The following is a 16,225-nucleotide window of genomic DNA, read 5'->3' on the forward strand; positions in this document are numbered from 1 at the left end:
CGATGCCACGCACGGACATCGGAAAACTCTCCTTCATCCTGCTCTTCGCCCCCTTCGCGCTGTGGATCGTGCTGCTGATCATCCTGCCGCAGCTCGGCATCGGCTATATTTCGCTGCGGGAAAAAGTAGGGCCGGGCGAATACACCTTCGGGCTCGCCAACTACGCCGCCTTCGTCAGCGAGCCGATCTACTGGAACACGCTGCTGCGCACCGCCTGGATGTCGATCCTCGTCACGGTGATGGCGCTCATCATCGGCTTTCCCGTCGCCTATTACATCGCCAAGATCGCGCAGCGCCGCTCGCGCGCCGCGCTCTTCCTGATGTGCCTCATCCCGCTCTGGGTGAGCGACCTCGTGCGCGCCTTCGGCTGGATCGTCATCCTGCGCGAAACCGGCCTCGTCTCGTCCTTCCTGCAGAAGATCGGCCTGATCAGCGGCCCGGTGGAATTTCTCTATAACGACGCCACGGTGGTGATGGGCCTCGTCTACACGGTCGTGCTGTTCATGATCGTGCCGCTCGTCTCGACGCTCGACGGCATGGACAATTCGCTGATCGAGGCCGGCTACAATCTCGGCGGCAGCCGGCTCACGGTCTTCCGCCGCATCGTCGTGCCCTATGCAATGCCGGGTATCGTCGCCGGCTGCATCATCGTCTTCATGCTGACGGCCGGCAGTTATCTCACGCCGATCCTGCTCGGCGGCAAGAACAGCATGTGGTTCACCGAGCAGATCTACGAGCAGTTCGTGACGCGCTACAACTGGGAATCCGGCGCGACCTTCGGCGTGCTGCTGCTCGTCTTCACCTCGTTCGTCGTCTGGCTCGGCCTGCGGCTGACCGGCCAGAACCTCGCCTCCACCGTCGCAAAGGACTGAGCATGAACGTCGCGGCTCCCCAATCGTCCTTCCTCCGGTGGGTCTATCGCTTCTATATGCTGGCGTTCCTCATCTATCTGGCGGCCCCCCTCTTCGCCGCCGGCATGTTCGCCTTCAACGATTCGATGTTCCCCGCCCTGCCCTGGAACGGCTTCACGCTCGACTGGTTCTTCAGCAGCACCGAGCCGAAAATCGGCATGTTCCATGACCGCCGCCTGCTGCGCGGCCTGCAGAATTCGCTGATCATCGGCGTCGCCGTCTCCGCGCTCGCGGTCGCCGCCGGCACCTGCAATGCCTTCCTGTTCGAGCGAAAACAGTTCCCCGGCAAGAACATCTTCTACATCATGATGATCGTGCCGCTGGTCATTCCCGGCGTCATCCTCGGCATCTCGATCCTCGTCTTCGCCAGCATGATCGCCAACGGCCTCGAAGAAACCTTCGGCATCGAATGGGACTTCCTGCGCCCCGGCATCTTCCTCGTCATCCTCGGCCAGTTCTCATTCCTCACCACCATCACCTCGCTGGTGATCGGTGCACGGCTGCGGAAATTCGACATCGCGCTGGAAGAGGCGGCGCTGAATCTCGGCGCCACGCGGCTGCGCGTGCTGATGACGGTGACGTTGCCCTACCTCATGCCCGCGCTGTTCTCCGCCTTCGTCGTCGCCTTCCTCGTCTCCTTCGAGAATTTCAATACGACGCTGATGCTGGTCGGCTCGGATGCGCCGCTCACCATCACCATGTACGACCGCATGGTGAAGGTCGGCTCGACGCCGGTGCTGAACGCAGTGTCGTTCTTCCTGATGGTGGGATCGGGCCTGCTCGCGTTGCTCAGCGTCGTCGTGCAGCGCGGCGGCAACAAGGAAGCCTGAGTTTCAGCCGCTGCCGCAAAGTGTGCGCGCATTGAGCAGACCCCAGCCGTAGATGGCGTCCTTGCCGGGCTTGCCGATGTCTTCGGCGGATTTCATCAGCTCGGCCTCGACCTCTTGCGGCGAGAGGCCGGGCTTTTCCGCAAGCAGGATGGAGACGGCGGCCGTCACGAAGGGGGCGGCGAAGGACGTGCCGCTCTTCTGCCGGGCGCCGGAAATCGACGCCGCCGTCCACACGCCGACGCCGGGAGCAGCGATATCGATATGGTCCCCACGCACGGCCCGGCGATAGGGGTTGCGCGCCTTGTCCACCGCCGTCACCGCGATCACGTCCTCGTAGGCGGCGGGATAGACCGGCTTGGCATTCGGCCCGTCATTGCCGGCGGCGGCGACGAGGATCGTCCCCCGGTCGGCGGCGGCCTCGACGGCACGCGTCAGGATCTGGTTTTCCGGCCCCGTCAGACTCAGGTTGACGACCTTGATGTCGCGCCCGATCAACAGGTCGAGCGCGCGCACGAGATCGTAGACATTGGCGATGTCGGTGGATTTGCGGAAACGCTGGAAGGCATCGACGGCGATCAACTCCGCGCCCGGCAGCAGGCCCGGCACGCGGCTGCCCGGCGCGCCGACCAGCAGGGCCGCCACGGCCGTGCCGTGCTGTTCGCCCGAGGGTGCTCCCTCCCCGCCGCCGAGGTCGAGAACCTCCAGCCGGGCATTGGCGAGAACCGTATGCTTGGCATTGATCGCCGTGTCGATGAGGCCGATGCGCTGCGGCTTCAGGCAGGCGAGGCCGCTTCCCGCCTCGCCGGTCGGCCAGCCGACCATGTGGCGCACCAGCGCGCAGCCTTCCCGCACGCAGGCGGCCTTGTCCCCGGCCTGCGGCTGGTAGAAATGGTTGAAATCCACCGTCGCCGAGGCGCTGCGGGCGGAGACGGCGGCGCGCGCCGCATCGAGCGTCATGCCCTGCGGGACGATGAGGCGGACCATTTCGCCGCCGATGAGCGCTATCTCAACCCGGTCGTCCACGACGAAACCGTCCTGCGCAAGGCCGGCGATGGCGTCGTCGTCGAGGCCGGTCGCGACGATCTCGTTCGGCGCCCGGTCCGGCACTGCCACCACTGCACGGCGCACAGGCGCACGCCGCACCTCGCGCGATGGCCAGCGGAACAGCGAGCGCAGGTCGCCCCGCGCTTTGGGCTGCCATTCGCCGCCGCGTCCGCCGCGGCTGCTGCTGCCACCATCGTCGTCCCCGCCATCATCATCGTCGTCGGCGAGCGCCACCGCGACGCCGGGGACAAAGCCGCGCTCCGGCGTGGGCAGTGCCCCGGTGCCGGCCAGGGTCATGGCCACAAGGAGGGAGAGGCGTCCGGAGAGGGCTGCAAGGCGGCTCGGCATGGTCGGTCTCCATGGTCGATCGGTGGCGCGGATCGGTGACTGGTATCCTGACATACGTTTGACTCGACAGCTTATTCCATGGCGTGCCAAAGAAATCGCATGACGAATGACATGCCGACGGTGCCGGAACGGCTGGTGGCCTTCCTGCCGAACCTCAGACGCTTCGCGATCTCGCTCTGCCGGTCGCGGGAGCTCGCCGACGATCTGGTGCAGGCGGCCTGCGAGCGCGCCATCGTTGCCGCCGACAGTTTTGCGCCGGAGAGCCGCTTCGATGCCTGGATGTTCCGCATCCTGCGCAACCTGTGGATCGACCACCTGCGCCGGCTGAAGACCGCCGGCCCGCATGACGACATCGACGAGGCGCGCGACGTCTCCGTGCCCTCCGGCGAGGCGGCCGCCCATGCCCGCATGGATCTCGCCGAGGTGGCCATCGCCCTCCAGAAGCTGCCGGACGAGCAGCGCGAAGTGCTGGTGCTGGTCTGTGTCGAGGAGTTCAGCTACCGCGATGCGGCCGAGGTTCTCGCCATCCCGATCGGCACCGTGATGAGCCGTCTCGCCCGCGCGCGAAAAAATCTGATGGAGCTGACGGGAATAAGTTTTGGCGAGAGACGTTCGCCCGATACGAAAGGCGGCGTTTCATGAACAAAGACGATTTCGACGACGAGACATTGATGGCCTTCGCTGATGGCGAGCTGGACGAGGCACGAAGCCTCGCGCTGGAAGAGGCGCTTGCGACCGACGAGGCACTGGCCGAACGGCTCGCCGTCTTCCTCGACAGCCGCCGGCTGGTGGGCGAGGCGCTGAAGCCGCTGATCGACGAGCCGGTGCCGGAGGCGCTGCTGGCCTCGGTGCGCAAGATGGCGGAGGAGGCGCCCCGAGACAATGTCGTTTCTTTCCGCCCGAAACCGCAACAGGTGGCGCAGCCGAAGGTGCGCCCTTGGCTCATGCCGGTTGCGGCCAGTCTCGTGGCGGTGGTGACAGGTGTCATCGGTTTCACGCTCGGCCGCATGGGGCCGTCGGCTACGGATGCCGGCGCCGAGATCGCCGCCGCCCTCGACCGCGAGGCTTCCGGCCGGGACGTGACGCTTTCGGGCGCGGTGCTGCATGTCGTCGCCTCGTTCCGCGACGAGCGCGGCGAGCTCTGCCGCGAATACGAGCTGAAACAGCAGGCGAGCAGCACGCTGACCGTCGCCTGCCGCCAGGACGGCGCCTGGGCGACGCGGCTGGCGCTGACGACCCTGCAGGCCGAAGGCTACGTGCCCGCCTCCTCGCAGGAGACGATCGACGCCTATCTGACCTCGATCCAGGCTGGCGCCCCGCTTTCCGCCGAAGAGGAGCGCAAGGCGCTCGCTCCATAGGCTGTTCCAAGTCCCCAATATGACGTGCTGAACCGGCTTCCTTGGAGGCCGGTTCAGGGCCGTTTGCGTCCCGTGCAAAGGTATAAATAGGTTGATATCAATTAATACTTGGCACATACCGACCGTATGGTATGTTTTCTCATGCCTAGACCAACCAAACAATCGCCCGAACGCGGCAATGCACGGATCCGCCTCCTGGAGGCGGCACTCGACATCATTCGCGAAAAGGGGTTTGCAGCGACCACCATAGAGGACCTGTGCAAGGCCGCCGACGTCACCAAGGGCGCCTTCTTCCATCACTTCGGAAGCAAGGAGGCTCTCGGGGTGGCGGCCGCGGAGTTCTGGGGCGAGACGACGTCGGCCTATTTCGCCGCCGCCCCCTACCACGGGCCGAGCGAGCCGCTGGCGCGGGTGCTCGCCTATGTCGCCTTCCGCAAGGCGATCATCGCGGGCGAATTGCAGGAGTTCACCTGCCTTGTCGGCACAATGGCGCAGGAGGTTTTTGTGAGCGCGCCCGACATTCGCGATGCCTGCGGGCGCAGCATGTTCGGGCACACGGCAACGCTGGAGGCCGATATCGAGATGGCGCGGCGCGAGCGCGGCATCACGGCGACCGGCTGGACGGCCGAGAGCCTGGCGCGCCACACGCAGGCGGTTCTCCAGGGCGGCTTCATCCTGGCGAAGGCGGCCAACGACCCCGCGCTGGCGCGCGAAAGCCTCGACCATCTGGAACGATACATTCGATACCTGTTCAACGTCACGGAGGATGACTGAGATGCGCAGAACAACCCATATCGGCTGCGCCTGCGGCCAGACACGCCTTGAAGTGGAGGGAAGCCCGATCCTGGTTTCCGAATGCCTGTGCAACAGCTGCCGGGCCGCCGCCGGCAGGCTCGCGACCCTTCCCGGCGCGAAGAACACGCTGACCAGCTACCATGCGACACCGGCCGCGGAATACCGCAAGGACCGGGTGCACATCCTGTCGGGCACGGAAAACCTCCGGGAATTCCGCCTCTCACCCACCGCCGGCTCGCGCCGCGTCGTCGCCACCTGCTGCAACACGCCCATGTTTCTGGAGATGAAGGGCGCACACTGGCTGAGCCTCTACCTGCATCTCTGGCCGGAAGCCCAGAGACCGAAGGCGGAGCTGCGCACCATGACGGGCGACCTCGCCGACCGGTCCGGCCTGCCGGCCGACATTCCCAACCTCAAGACCCACACGGTCGCCTTCTACGGAAAGCTCCTGGCGGCCTGGATCGCCATGGGCTTCCGCAATCCGAAAATCGCTGTCGGGGGGACGATCGATGTCTGACAAGATCGAAGTCGAAAACATCAACACACCGGGCCGCACCGAACGGCTCGACCGCACGAAATATATGGCGATGCGCGCGGCACTGCTTGCCGCCCTGCCGGACACGGCACCGGGCATGACGGTCGCGCAGGCGCAGGAGGCGCTGCTGCCGCATCTCTCGGAGACGGATTTTCCGGAGCGGCAGAAGGCGGGCTGGTGGATGAAGGCCGTGCAGCTCGACCTTGAGGCCAAGGGCATCATCAAGCGTGCGCCGAAGCGGCCGGTCCAGCTCTACCGGGTCACCTGACGCCCGGCCGAAAATTTTTCGCACCGCCGGGAATAGGCTTCGTCCATCGCCGTTCTTCTCCCATCGATTGATGAGGAGAACAGCGATGGCCCTGGCCCTTCTGAAGAAACCGCAGCCCCGGTTGACCTTTCTCTGCCGCAAGGAGGACGAGGGCGTGATCCCCGCCCCCGTGCGCGCCAAGACGGCGCTGCCCGACTGGTTCCGCAAATTGCCCGCGATCGACGAGACGCAGGTCTCGCCCACGAACAGCGGCATCACCGTGAAGCGCTGCATGCCCTTTCTCGACGCCATGGCCGCCGGCTGGGTCATCGGCCTTGCGGCGAGCGTGCGCATGGAAATCTCCGACGGCGGCAAGACGGTCGATTGCGGCTGGGATTTCGATCGCACGCTCGTCAGCAACCATGCCAGCCACCAGGTTGCCGGCAATCCGCGCGAGCCGCTGCCGCCCTGCAAGTTCCACAATTACTGGACCATCCGCACGCCGCCCGGCTGGAGCTGCCTGTTCGTGCCGCCGCTCAACCGGCCGAACGGCGTCTTCGAGATCGTCGCCGGCGTGGTCGATACCGATACCTACCAGTCGGAAATCCACTTCCCCTTCTTCGCCATTGGTGAGGACGGCCTGCATATGCTGGAACGCGGCACGCCGATCGTGCAGGTCATCCCCTTCCGCCGCGATGCCTCCGATCTCGACGCGGACATTCGTGCAGAAAGCCCACCGGAGGGCGTCATGCGCAAGACGATCCTGCGCAAGACGCTCGCCGCCGACGGCTGGTATCGCAAGCTCGCTCGCGCCCAGCGATAGGTTCTAAGCCGGATAAATCGCCTTGGCCGTCGCTGCGCCCCGCAGCGGCGGTGATGCCGCATGCGCCGCAGAAATTGGCTATCACATTGAAATTATTTCTGTTTTATCGGGAATAAGATTTGCCCGCCGCCGTTTCTCCCTCGCAGCCAACTAGGCTGTCACTCAAAGGAGAAACACCATGAAGAAGGTCATCGCAATCCTGAGCGCATTCCTGGTGGTCGGCGCCGCAGCGCCCGCGCCCGCCGTCGCCGACGACCCGGTTTACCGCTTCCTGCAGAAGATGACGCGCACCAGCAAGGCGAGCCAGGCGCGCTACGGCCGCGACCGCGACGACGACCGTCGCGGCAGCTGGAGCTCGAACCGCAACTCCAACAGCTCGTCGAATTCCAACTCGAACCGCAACTCGAATTCGAATTCCAACTCCAACTCCAATTCGAACTCGAACTCGAACTCGAACTCGAATTCCAACAGCAATTCCAACTCGAACAGCAACTCGAATTCGAACGGTTCCTCGAATTCGTCGTCCGACGACGATTGAGCCGCAGCCTGAAAGACCGAAAGGAGGGCGATCGTGGCCCTTTATGCAATCGCCCCTCCCGGACCCCACGCCGATCGGCGTGGGGAACCGTCTCCGACGCTGGAGCCGAGTATGCCGCTCGCCCGCGTCAAGCAGATCGTCGCGGCGATCGTGCTCGCCTTCAGCGCCATGCTGATCTTCCTGGCGATCGACGGCCTCACCCTGAACATGCGGCTGACGCTCGCCGTCTTCGTGGCGACGATCACCGCCTGGACCATCCTCGACCTGCCGGATACGCCCGTGGCGCTGGCGGGTGCCGCCCTCCTGCCGGTCGTCCGCGCAATCGACGAGGACGTGCTCTACCGCTCGCTCGGCAATGATATTGTCTGGCTGATGCTGGCGGCCTTCGTCGTGGCCGGCGTGCTGCGGCAGGTCGGCGTGATCGAGCAGATCATTCGCCGGCTGCTCGCCCGGCTCGCCACCGTGCAGGGCCTGTTCTGGGCGCTGACGCTGCTGATCTTCGCCACCGCCTTCATCATCCCCTCGACCTCGGCACGCGCCGCCATGCTCGCGCCGGTCTATCTCGGGCTTGCCGCGGCCATCGGCAATGCGCGGGTCAACCGGGCGCTGGCGCTGCTCTTCCCCTCGGTCATCCTGCTTTCGGCCGGCGCATCGCTGATCGGCGCCGGCGCCCATCTCGTCGCGGCCGGCATGATGGAGCGCCTGCGCGGCCAAAGCCCCGATTTCCTCGGCTGGATCGCGCTTGCCGGCCCCTTCTCGCTGCTGTGCTCGCTCTTCGCCTGCGCCGTGCTGCTAAGGCTTTTCCTCACCCATGAGGAACGTACGATGGCGATCGCAGCGCGCAGCCCCGACGAGACGCCAAACCCGCTGACACGCCAGCAATGGACCGTGCTCGCCATCACCGGCGCGATGATCCTGCTCTTCGCCGCCCAGCCCCTGCACGGCATCGGCATGCCGCTCATCGGCATCGCCGCCGCCCTGCTGCTGGCGACCGAACGGGTCTCCGGCCTGCCGCTGAAGGCCGCCCTCAAGGGCGTCGAATGGAACCTGCTGCTGTTCCTCGCCGGCACGCTCGTCATCGGCGAGGCGCTGCTGGCGACCGGCACGGCGCAGGTGCTGGCCGAGCGGGTGGTCGGTCTCGCCGGCAGCAGCGTCGCTGCCTGGCCCGCACTCGTCATCGGCTTCGCCGCCATCGTCGCTACCCTCTCCCACCTGGTCATCACCTCGCGCACGGCGCGGGCGACCGTGCTCATTCCGGCCCTCGCCCTGCCGCTCGCCGCCCTCGGCGTCGATCCGCTCAATCTGGTGATGGTCGTGACGCTCGCGAGCGGCTTCTGCCAGACGCTGATGGTCTCCGCCAAGCCGGTGGCGCTGTTCGGCGCCATGGACCCGCCACCCTTCGGTCAGGCCGATCTGTTGCGGCTCGCCATGGTGCTGGTCGTGCCCTTCGTGGTGCTGCTCATCGTCTTCGCCACGCTCGTCTGGCCACTGCAAGGCCTGCCCCTGCGCTGAACCACGCACACGGAAAAGAAAAAAGGCCGCCATGTGCGGCCTTTTTTATTTAGCCGACTAATTTATTTTCATTCTGCCGGAATAGATGCCGCACCGTCCCGTTCCTCACCTGTCACATGATTGTCATAGTAAAAGGAACATCCCCATGTCTTTCACGGTTCTCGTCGCGCCCTCCGGTTTCAAGGAGAGCCTCTCGGCCGATCAGGCAGCGGATTGCATCGAAAGCGGCGTCAAGCGCGCCTTTCCCGGCGCCACCGTCTTGAAGGCGCCGATGGTCGATGGCGGAGAGGGTTTCACCAAGGCGCTCGTCAAGGCGACCGGCGGCGTGCTGCATCACCTGACGGTCACCGGCCCCGTCAATGACCCGGTCGAGGCGCATTTCGGCTTCCTCGGCGGTTGCAGCGAACCGACCGCCGTCATCGAGATGGCGGCCGCGGCAGGCCTCAGCCTCGTCCCGCGCGACCGGCGCAATCCCTGCCTGACGACGAGCTACGGCGTCGGCGAACTGGTGCGCGCAGCACTCGACAAGGGTGCACGCCGCATCCTGCTCGGCTGCGGCGACAGCGGCATCAACGATGGCGGCGCCGGCATGGCGGAAGCGCTCGGCATCCGGCTACTTGATGAGGAAGGCGACCTCCTGCCCCGTGGCGGTGCCGCGCTCGCCCGCCTCGCCGCCATCGATATCAGCGGCCGCGATCCGCGCCTTAACCGCGTGCGCATCGATGCCGCCGTCAACTGGCACAATGTCCTGCTCGGCGAACGCGGTGTCGCGCGCATCTTCGGGCCGCAGAAGGGCGCCACGCCGGCACAGGTGGAGGTCCTCGCCGCCGCCATGGAGACCTATGCCGCCGCCATCCGGCGCACGACGGGCATCGATGTCGGCGCCGCACCCGGCTCCGGCGCCTCCGGCGGGCTTGGTGCCGCGGTGCTCGGCCTCGTCGGCGGCAGGCTGCATCCGCGCTACGACATCGTCATGCAATATCTGGAGCTCGACCGGTTCATCGCTAAGGCCGATCTCGTCATCACCGCGGAAGGCAGCCTCGATGGCCAAACGCCCTTCGGCAAGGTGCCGGCCGAAGTGGCGCAGCGCGCCAAACGCGCCGGCGTGCCCGTCATCGCGCTCGCCGGAACCATCGGCAAGGGCGTGCGCCTCAATTTCGAACACGGCATCGATGCCTTCGCCTCCATTCTCAGCCGGCCCTGCTCGCTGGAGGACGCGATTTCCTCGGCGCCAAAACTGCTCGCCCGGGCAGCCGAAGATGCCGCGCGCATGGTGATGGTCGGCATGAGTTTGAAGAACCGGCTGGACAACGCCGCATAGACACCCCGCCCCCCACTGAAACGACCTTCCACAGGTCAATTTCGTCCACTTTACTTTACCGACCAGACGGTATAGTAATTTTGCGAACTTAACGCGGTGTGGGAGGAGAACACAGTGCATTGGGATGAATTTCTGAGAACGACGGCGCTGGCTGGCGCCGTCCTGTGGGGCGGCTCTGCTGGCGCGGCGGAAGTATCGATCTTCTGCAGCTCGGCCGGCGCCGAACTGGAACTTTGCCAATCGGCCTCCGAGGCCTGGGCGAAGGAGACCGGCAACACGGTCAAGATCAACAAGATGCCGGCGAACTGGGGTGAGGCGCTGCCGCTTTACCAGCAGCTTCTCGCCGGCAAGTCCGGCGACATCGATGTGCTGACGCTCGACAATATCTGGGTCGGCGCGCTCGCCGCGCATCTCATCGACCTCAAAGAAAAGGTGCCGGCGGAAGAGCTTGCGGCGCATTTCGACTCCGCGCTCGCCGACAGCACCATCGAGGGCAAGCTGCTCGCCATGCCCTGGTTCGTCGATGCGGGCCTGATGTTCTACCGCAAGGACCTGCTCGAAAAATACGGCAAGGCCGAGCCGAAGACCTGGGCGGAACTAACCGAGACGGCCAAGTCCATCCAGGAACAGGAACGCGCCGCCGGCACCAAGGACATGTGGGGTTATGTCTGGCAGGGCCGCGCCTATGAGGGCCTGACCTGCGACGCGCTGGAATGGGTCGCCTCCTATGGCGGCGGCACCTTCATCGCGCCGGATGGCACGATCACCGCGAACAATCCGAAGGCTGTCGCGGCCCTCGACCTTGCCCGCTCGTGGATCGGCGGCATCAGCCCGGAGGGCGTGCTCAACTATGACGAGGAAGGCTCGCGCGGCGTCTTCGAGGCCGGCAATTCCGTCTTCCACCGCAACTGGGGTTACGTCTGGGGCACCAGCCAGGCTGCAGGGTCGGCGCTTGCCGGCAAGGTCGGCGTGATGGCGCTGCCGGTCGGCGCCGAGGGCGAGAAGTCGAGCGGCTGCTACGGTGCGGGCCTGCTCGGCGTCTCGAAATATGCCGAGGATACCGACGCGGCGGTGAGCCTCGTGCGTTACCTCACGGGCGCCAAGGAGCAGAAGCGTCGCGCGCTGCAAGCCTATAGCCCGACGCTGAAGGCGCTTTATCAGGACGAGGAAATCCTGAAGGCCAACCCGGCGCTGCGTTTTGCCGAAAAGGCCTATGCCGAAAGCGCCTCCCGCCCCTCGCAGGTGACGGGCGCCTCCTACAACCGCGTGTCGCAGCGCATCTTCAACGGCGTGCACAACGTGCTGAGCGGCAAGGAAGGCGCGGAAGAGGCGCTGACCAAGGTCAGCAGCGATCTGGAACGGCTGAAGAAGCGCGGCTGGTAAGCCGCGCCCACCCATCGAGGACATGACAGTGAATATCGCGATCGCACCGTGCTGCTGGGGCGTCTATTGGCCCACCGGCAACGACCTCGGCTGGACCGATTATCTCGACCGCATCGTCGCGGCCGGATACCGCCACACCGAGCTCGGCCCCTACGGCTATTTCTCGACAGACACGAAAGTGCTTTCGCACGAACTCGACCGCCGCGGCCTCTCCGTGGTCGCGGCGGCCCATGTCCACACACTGGCGGACGCCGACACGGCCTCGGCGCTGGCGGACAAGACGCACCAGATCTGCGCGTTGCTTTCCGCCATCGGCGGCACGCATTTCATCCTGATGGACGAGTCCGAGTTCTATCCGAAGGACCGGATGGGCGTCGTCGGCGAAGCCGGGTGGCGCTCCGTCATAGAGCTCACCATGCTCTCCGCCGGCATCGCCCGCGAACACGGCCTGCAATTCAGCTTCCACCCCCATGTCGGCACCTGCGTGGAGCATGAAAGCCAGATCGAACGGCTGCTTGCCGAGACGGACCCGGCGCTGGTCGGCCTCTGCCTCGACACCGGCCACCATGCCTATTGGAAGGCCGATCCGAAAGCCTTCTTCCTGCGTCACCAGGCGCGCATCAATTCCATCCATCTGAAGAATGTCGACGGGGCGTTCCGCGAAAAGGTCCTGGCGGAAAACATCCACTGCGACCGCGCTTTCGAGGACGGCATCATGACCGATCTCGACCGCGGCGTGGTCGACATCGCCGATTTCATGGCGACCCTGCTGGCGCACGGCTACGATGGCCCGCTGGTCATCGAGCAGGACCTTGCACCGAAACATCCCGAAACGCCGGAGGCGATCGCCGCGCGGAACTACCGCTTCGTCTCTTCTCTGCTTCAGGGGCAGGCCGGCCGATGAAGGTTATGATCCACAACAATCCCGAGGCGATCGGCGAACATCTCGCCACCCGCATCCTCACGGAACTGCGCGCCGCCAATGCGGCCGGCCGGCCCTATGTGCTCGGCTGCCCGGGCGGTCGCAGCCCCATGCCGGTCTATCAGGCGCTGGAATGCCAGCTTGCCGCCGACCCGGTCGATTGCTCCGGGCTAATCGTCGCGATGATGGACGAATACCTGCTGTCCGGCCCCGAAGGCCTCTCCCCGCCGCCCGCTTCCGCCCACTATTCCTGCCACGGGTTTGGCGAGCGGGAGATCGTTGGCCGGATCAACCGGGCGCTGCCGGTAGAGCTGCGCATGCCGGAAGCGAACTTTCGTATGCCCTCCCTCGCGGAGCCGGAAGCCTATGACGCCGCGCTCGAAAGCCTTGGCGGCATCGATCTCTTTCTCCTCGCCTCCGGTGCAGGCGATGGCCATATCGCCTTCAACCCGCCGGGCTCGGCCCGCGACAACCGCTCCCGCATCGTGACGCTCGCCGAACAGACGCGGCGCGACAATCTCGCGACCTTTCCGGATTTTCGTGGACTGGACGAGGTGCCGACGCACGGCCTCACCATCGGCACCGGCTCGATTGCGAACCTCTCCAAGGCAGTCGCGATGATCGTCTGGGGCGCGGGAAAACGTGAAGCTTTCCGACGGCTCTCGACGGCATCCGCCTACGATCCTGACTGGCCGGCGACCATCGCCGTAGAGTGTCGCAACGCTGAACTGCACGCCGACGCGGCGGCCGGGGCGGCACCATGACACGGCACGCGATCGGCATCGACGTCGGCGGCACCAAGACGAAGGCCTGCATCGTGCGCCTCTCGGACGGCGCCGTCGTTGCCGAGCGCACGGAGGCAACGCCCTGCCAGAGTGGCGGCGGCGCGGTGCTCGATCTCGTCTGCGACCTCGCGGCCGCCATGCGGGAGCGCGCGGACGGCGAGGCGCTGGAAGCCGCAGCACTCGGCATCTGCCTGCCGGAACTCGTGACGCGCGACGGCGAGCCGGCTTCGGCGTGGAATTTCGACTGGCGCGGCCTCGATTATCGCGCCCGCCTCGGCCGTTTCGGCGCCTTGCACATCGGCAGCGACGTGCGCGCCGCCGCCTTCGCGGAAGGCTGGATGGGAGCCGGCAGGGGCATCGATCCCTTCGTCTACGTCACCATTTCGACCGGCCTTTCCCATTCGCTGGTGATCGGCGGCGCGCCCTATGAGGGGGCTCGCGGCTTTGCCATCCACTTTTCCGGCAGCGATCTCGTCGCCTTCGACGGCCCGGCGCGCGACCGCGCGGTGCGGCACAATCTGGAACTTTTCGCCGGCGGCAAGGCGCTTGGCGAGCGCTACGGCGCGCTGAGCGGCCGGCCGGATGCGACGGCACTCTCGCTGTTCGAGGCGGAGGCGCGCGATCCCCGGGCGGCGGAGATGGTGGAGAACGCGCTGCTCTCGCTCGCCTCCTATCTCGGCCAGCTCATCAACACGCTGGACCCCGCCGTGCTCGTGCTCGGCGGCGGCATCGGCAGCGATCCGAAGGTGACGCCGCGGCTCGCGGCGCTGACGCGCGACTTCATCTGGGCGGAGGGCGCGCGGGACATGCCGATCGTGGCGAGCCTCATCGGCGACACCGCCTGCGCCATCGGCGTGGCGGCGCTGGCCCACAGGACATTCAAGATGGAACGATCATGAGCGGTATAGATCTCATCAATGTCGTCAAACGTTTCGGCGCGCTGACCATCATCGACAAGCTGAACCTCGCGATCGCCGAGGGCGAGTTCGTCGTCTTCGTCGGGCCTTCCGGCTGCGGCAAGTCCACGCTTTTGCGCATGATCGCCGGGCTGGAGGAAATCTCCGATGGCGAGCTGCGCATTGCCGGCAACCGCATGAACGAGACGCCGCCGGCCAAGCGCAACATCGCAATGGTCTTCCAGTCCTACGCGCTCTATCCGCACATGAATGTCGAGCGCAATCTCGGCTTCGCGCTGGAGACCGCCCGGCTGCCGGCCGCCGAAATCCGCGAGCGCGTCACGAAGGCCGCAAAATTCCTGAAGATCGATCATCTGCTGGAACGCCGGCCGGCGCAGCTTTCCGGCGGCCAGCAGCAGCGCGTCGCGATCGGCCGCGCCCTCGTGCGCCAGCAAAAGCTCTTCCTCTTCGACGAACCGCTGTCCAATCTCGACGCCGACCTGCGCATGGAGATGCGCGTCGAGATCGCCCGCATCCACCGCGAGGTGAAGGCCACCACCGTCTATGTCACGCACGACCAGATGGAGGCGATGACGCTCGCCGACCGCATCGTCGTGCTGAAGGATGGTTTCATCGCCCAGATCGGCACGCCGATGGAGCTCTACGAGCGCCCGGCCAACCGCTTCGTCGCAAGCTTCATCGGCTCCCCGCGCATGAATTTTCTGCCGGGCCTGCTGGCGCGCGAAGGCGAGGAGAGCGTGCTGTCGCTTTCCGGCGGACGTCACCGGCTTGCACCCCATGACTATGCCGGCGACGTCACGCTCGGCATCCGACCGGAAGACCTGATGCTCGGCGGCGGCGAAGCGACGCTGGAGGCCGAAGTGCTGCTCGTCGAGCCGCTCGGCGGGGAATCCCTCGTCCACCTCAATGTGGGAGATGGCAGGTCCATCGTCGTCAAGGCGCAGGGCAAGCCGGATATCCGGCCGGGCACCACGACCCTTGTCGGCTGGAAACACGAGCGCGCGCATCTCTTCGGCAAGGACGACCGCGCGCTTCTTCCGGGGAGGACCTGACATGGCGACGATGCGCATCGGCCTCAATGCGATGCGGGCGCGAACGGCCTGGCTGTTTCTCGCACCGAGCCTCGTCGTGCTCTTCGCGGTGGCGCTCTGGCCGCTCGGGCGGACCTTCCTGTTCTCCTTCACCGATGCCTACCTCACCGAGCCGGACATCTACGACTACATCGGATTCGAGAACTATTTCACCCTGTTCGAGGATCCGCTCTGGTGGCAGTCCGTTCGCAACACGCTGTTTTTCACCGTCATCTCGGTGTCGATCGAGACGGTGCTGGGGCTTGCCATTGCGCTCCTGCTGAACGCCCATATCGGTGGCCGTGGCCTGATGCGCGCCGTCATCCTCATTCCGTGGTCCATTCCCGTCGTCGTCAGCGCGCGCATGTGGCAATGGATGCTGCATGACCAGTTCGGCATTCTCAACCATGTGCTGAAGCTGATGGGCCTCATCGACAACGGCATCGCCTGGACGGCGAATCCGGACCTCGTCATGCCGGTCATCATCGCCGTCGACGTCTGGATCACCACGCCCTTCATGGTGCTGCTCATCCTCGCCGGGCTGCAGATGCTGCCCAAAAGCATCTACGAGGCCGCCTCGATCGACGGCGTCTCCGAATGGCGGCAGTTCACCGCGCTGACCCTGCCGCTGCTGGCACCCAGCATTGCCGTCGCCGTGCTCTTCCGCCTGCTCGATGCGCTGCGCATGTTCGATCTGAGCTTCGTGCTCTCCTCGAACAGCGACGACACGAAAACCGTGTCGATCTATGCCCGCGAGGTGCTGGTCAATTTCCAGGACATGGGCGTCGGCTCCGCGGCAAGTGCCGCGATCTTCCTGATGATCGCCATCGTCACCGCGATCTACGTGACCGTCTTCCGGCTCAACCGCCGGCTCCTGGGGGTGTGA

Annotated in this window: 18 protein-coding genes; 17 read left to right on the forward strand and 1 reads right to left on the reverse strand. The window is 65.7% G+C overall.

Going from position 1 to position 16,225, the window contains the following annotated elements; translation table 11 throughout:
* Window positions 1-2: 2 nt before the first annotated feature.
* Entirely contained in the window at window positions 3-872 is an 870-nt protein-coding gene (locus J2Y63_RS08610; protein WP_256116460.1) for an ABC transporter permease, read from the forward strand.
* Window positions 873-874: 2 nt separating this feature from the next.
* Window positions 875-1,741: an ABC transporter permease gene (locus tag J2Y63_RS08615; RefSeq protein WP_435265720.1), complete on the forward strand. Its 867-nt coding sequence runs from the start codon at window positions 875-877 to the stop codon at window positions 1,739-1,741.
* A gap of 3 nt (window positions 1,742-1,744) precedes the next feature.
* Here J2Y63_RS08615 and J2Y63_RS08620 read toward each other — a convergent pair whose 3' ends face one another.
* A complete protein-coding gene (locus J2Y63_RS08620) occupies window positions 1,745-3,133 on the reverse strand; it encodes a S8 family serine peptidase (RefSeq protein WP_435265721.1) in 1,389 nt (462 codons plus the stop codon).
* Between the two features lie 99 nt (window positions 3,134-3,232).
* On the opposite strand from J2Y63_RS08620, the gene J2Y63_RS08625 reads away from it, so the two are divergent.
* The 15 genes from J2Y63_RS08625 (at window position 3,233) to J2Y63_RS08695 (ending at window position 16,225) form a co-directional block, all read left to right on the forward strand.
* Complete coding sequence (locus J2Y63_RS08625) at window positions 3,233-3,775, forward strand: RNA polymerase sigma factor (protein WP_435265722.1); 543 nt, start codon at window positions 3,233-3,235, stop codon at window positions 3,773-3,775.
* A complete protein-coding gene (locus J2Y63_RS08630; protein WP_435265723.1) occupies window positions 3,772-4,491 on the forward strand; it encodes an anti-sigma factor family protein in 720 nt (239 codons plus the stop codon). The genes J2Y63_RS08625 and J2Y63_RS08630 overlap by 4 nt, the downstream gene beginning before the upstream one ends.
* A 141-nt stretch (window positions 4,492-4,632) precedes the next feature.
* On the forward strand, window positions 4,633-5,265 hold the full coding sequence (locus J2Y63_RS08635; protein ID WP_435265724.1) for a TetR/AcrR family transcriptional regulator: 633 nt from the start codon (window positions 4,633-4,635) through the stop codon (window positions 5,263-5,265).
* 1 nt (window position 5,266) lies between these two features.
* Window positions 5,267-5,803 carry a GFA family protein gene (locus J2Y63_RS08640; protein WP_435265725.1) on the forward strand — a complete coding sequence of 179 codons (537 nt, stop codon included), beginning with the start codon at window positions 5,267-5,269 and terminating at the stop codon, window positions 5,801-5,803.
* Entirely contained in the window at window positions 5,796-6,089 is a 294-nt protein-coding gene (locus J2Y63_RS08645; protein WP_064329371.1) for a DUF6958 family protein, read from the forward strand. The genes J2Y63_RS08640 and J2Y63_RS08645 overlap by 8 nt, the downstream gene beginning before the upstream one ends.
* Before the next feature lie 85 nt (window positions 6,090-6,174).
* The gene (locus J2Y63_RS08650) at window positions 6,175-6,891 is read left to right on the forward strand and encodes a DUF6065 family protein (RefSeq protein WP_435265726.1); all 717 of its coding nucleotides are present in this window, start codon (window positions 6,175-6,177) and stop codon (window positions 6,889-6,891) included.
* 178 nt (window positions 6,892-7,069) lie between these two features.
* Window positions 7,070-7,429 carry a hypothetical protein gene (locus tag J2Y63_RS08655; RefSeq protein ID WP_435265727.1) on the forward strand — a complete coding sequence of 120 codons (360 nt, stop codon included), beginning with the start codon at window positions 7,070-7,072 and terminating at the stop codon, window positions 7,427-7,429.
* Between the two features lie 111 nt (window positions 7,430-7,540).
* Window positions 7,541-8,941, forward strand: a complete 1,401-nt coding sequence (locus J2Y63_RS08660; protein WP_435265728.1) for an SLC13 family permease — start codon at window positions 7,541-7,543, stop codon at window positions 8,939-8,941.
* A 145-nt stretch (window positions 8,942-9,086) separates the two neighbouring features.
* Window positions 9,087-10,262: a glycerate kinase family protein gene (locus J2Y63_RS08665; protein ID WP_435265729.1), complete on the forward strand. Its 1,176-nt coding sequence runs from the start codon at window positions 9,087-9,089 to the stop codon at window positions 10,260-10,262.
* Between the two features lie 114 nt (window positions 10,263-10,376).
* The gene (locus tag J2Y63_RS08670; protein ID WP_435265730.1) at window positions 10,377-11,645 is read left to right on the forward strand and encodes an ABC transporter substrate-binding protein; all 1,269 of its coding nucleotides are present in this window, start codon (window positions 10,377-10,379) and stop codon (window positions 11,643-11,645) included.
* A gap of 28 nt (window positions 11,646-11,673) precedes the next feature.
* On the forward strand, window positions 11,674-12,549 hold the full coding sequence (locus J2Y63_RS08675; RefSeq protein WP_435265731.1) for a sugar phosphate isomerase/epimerase family protein: 876 nt from the start codon (window positions 11,674-11,676) through the stop codon (window positions 12,547-12,549).
* Window positions 12,546-13,331: a 6-phosphogluconolactonase gene (locus tag J2Y63_RS08680; protein WP_435265732.1), complete on the forward strand. Its 786-nt coding sequence runs from the start codon at window positions 12,546-12,548 to the stop codon at window positions 13,329-13,331. Before J2Y63_RS08675 ends, J2Y63_RS08680 begins: the two co-directional genes overlap by 4 nt.
* Window positions 13,328-14,251, forward strand: coding sequence for an ROK family protein (locus J2Y63_RS08685; protein ID WP_435265733.1), 924 nt, complete (start codon window positions 13,328-13,330; stop codon window positions 14,249-14,251). The genes J2Y63_RS08680 and J2Y63_RS08685 overlap by 4 nt, the downstream gene beginning before the upstream one ends.
* Window positions 14,245-15,321, forward strand: coding sequence for an ABC transporter ATP-binding protein (locus J2Y63_RS08690; RefSeq protein WP_435266069.1), 1,077 nt, complete (start codon window positions 14,245-14,247; stop codon window positions 15,319-15,321). Before J2Y63_RS08685 ends, J2Y63_RS08690 begins: the two co-directional genes overlap by 7 nt.
* Before the next feature lies 1 nt (window position 15,322).
* Window positions 15,323-16,225: a carbohydrate ABC transporter permease gene (locus tag J2Y63_RS08695; RefSeq protein WP_319314358.1), complete on the forward strand. Its 903-nt coding sequence runs from the start codon at window positions 15,323-15,325 to the stop codon at window positions 16,223-16,225.

Source organism: Shinella sp. BE166 (assembly GCF_051201095.1).
GTDB lineage: Bacteria > Pseudomonadota > Alphaproteobacteria > Rhizobiales > Rhizobiaceae > Shinella > Shinella lacus.

Excerpts from the sequence above, each read along its gene's own strand:
- J2Y63_RS08610 (WP_256116460.1), top strand. The coding sequence starts at position 3 with ATGCCACGCACGGACATCGGAAAACTCTCCTTCATCCTGCTCTTCGCC.
- J2Y63_RS08615 (WP_435265720.1), top strand. The coding sequence starts at position 875 with ATGAACGTCGCGGCTCCCCAATCGTCCTTCCTCCGGTGGGTCTATCGC.
- J2Y63_RS08620 (WP_435265721.1), bottom strand. The coding sequence starts at position 3,133 with ATGCCGAGCCGCCTTGCAGCCCTCTCCGGACGCCTCTCCCTCCTTGTG.
- J2Y63_RS08625 (WP_435265722.1), top strand. The coding sequence starts at position 3,233 with ATGACGAATGACATGCCGACGGTGCCGGAACGGCTGGTGGCCTTCCTG.
- J2Y63_RS08630 (WP_435265723.1), top strand. The coding sequence starts at position 3,772 with ATGAACAAAGACGATTTCGACGACGAGACATTGATGGCCTTCGCTGAT.
- J2Y63_RS08635 (WP_435265724.1), top strand. The coding sequence starts at position 4,633 with ATGCCTAGACCAACCAAACAATCGCCCGAACGCGGCAATGCACGGATC.
- J2Y63_RS08640 (WP_435265725.1), top strand. The coding sequence starts at position 5,267 with ATGCGCAGAACAACCCATATCGGCTGCGCCTGCGGCCAGACACGCCTT.
- J2Y63_RS08645 (WP_064329371.1), top strand. The coding sequence starts at position 5,796 with ATGTCTGACAAGATCGAAGTCGAAAACATCAACACACCGGGCCGCACC.
- J2Y63_RS08650 (WP_435265726.1), top strand. The coding sequence starts at position 6,175 with ATGGCCCTGGCCCTTCTGAAGAAACCGCAGCCCCGGTTGACCTTTCTC.
- J2Y63_RS08655 (WP_435265727.1), top strand. The coding sequence starts at position 7,070 with ATGAAGAAGGTCATCGCAATCCTGAGCGCATTCCTGGTGGTCGGCGCC.
- J2Y63_RS08660 (WP_435265728.1), top strand. The coding sequence starts at position 7,541 with ATGCCGCTCGCCCGCGTCAAGCAGATCGTCGCGGCGATCGTGCTCGCC.
- J2Y63_RS08665 (WP_435265729.1), top strand. The coding sequence starts at position 9,087 with ATGTCTTTCACGGTTCTCGTCGCGCCCTCCGGTTTCAAGGAGAGCCTC.
- J2Y63_RS08680 (WP_435265732.1), top strand. The coding sequence starts at position 12,546 with ATGAAGGTTATGATCCACAACAATCCCGAGGCGATCGGCGAACATCTC.
- J2Y63_RS08685 (WP_435265733.1), top strand. The coding sequence starts at position 13,328 with ATGACACGGCACGCGATCGGCATCGACGTCGGCGGCACCAAGACGAAG.
- J2Y63_RS08695 (WP_319314358.1), top strand. The coding sequence starts at position 15,323 with ATGGCGACGATGCGCATCGGCCTCAATGCGATGCGGGCGCGAACGGCC.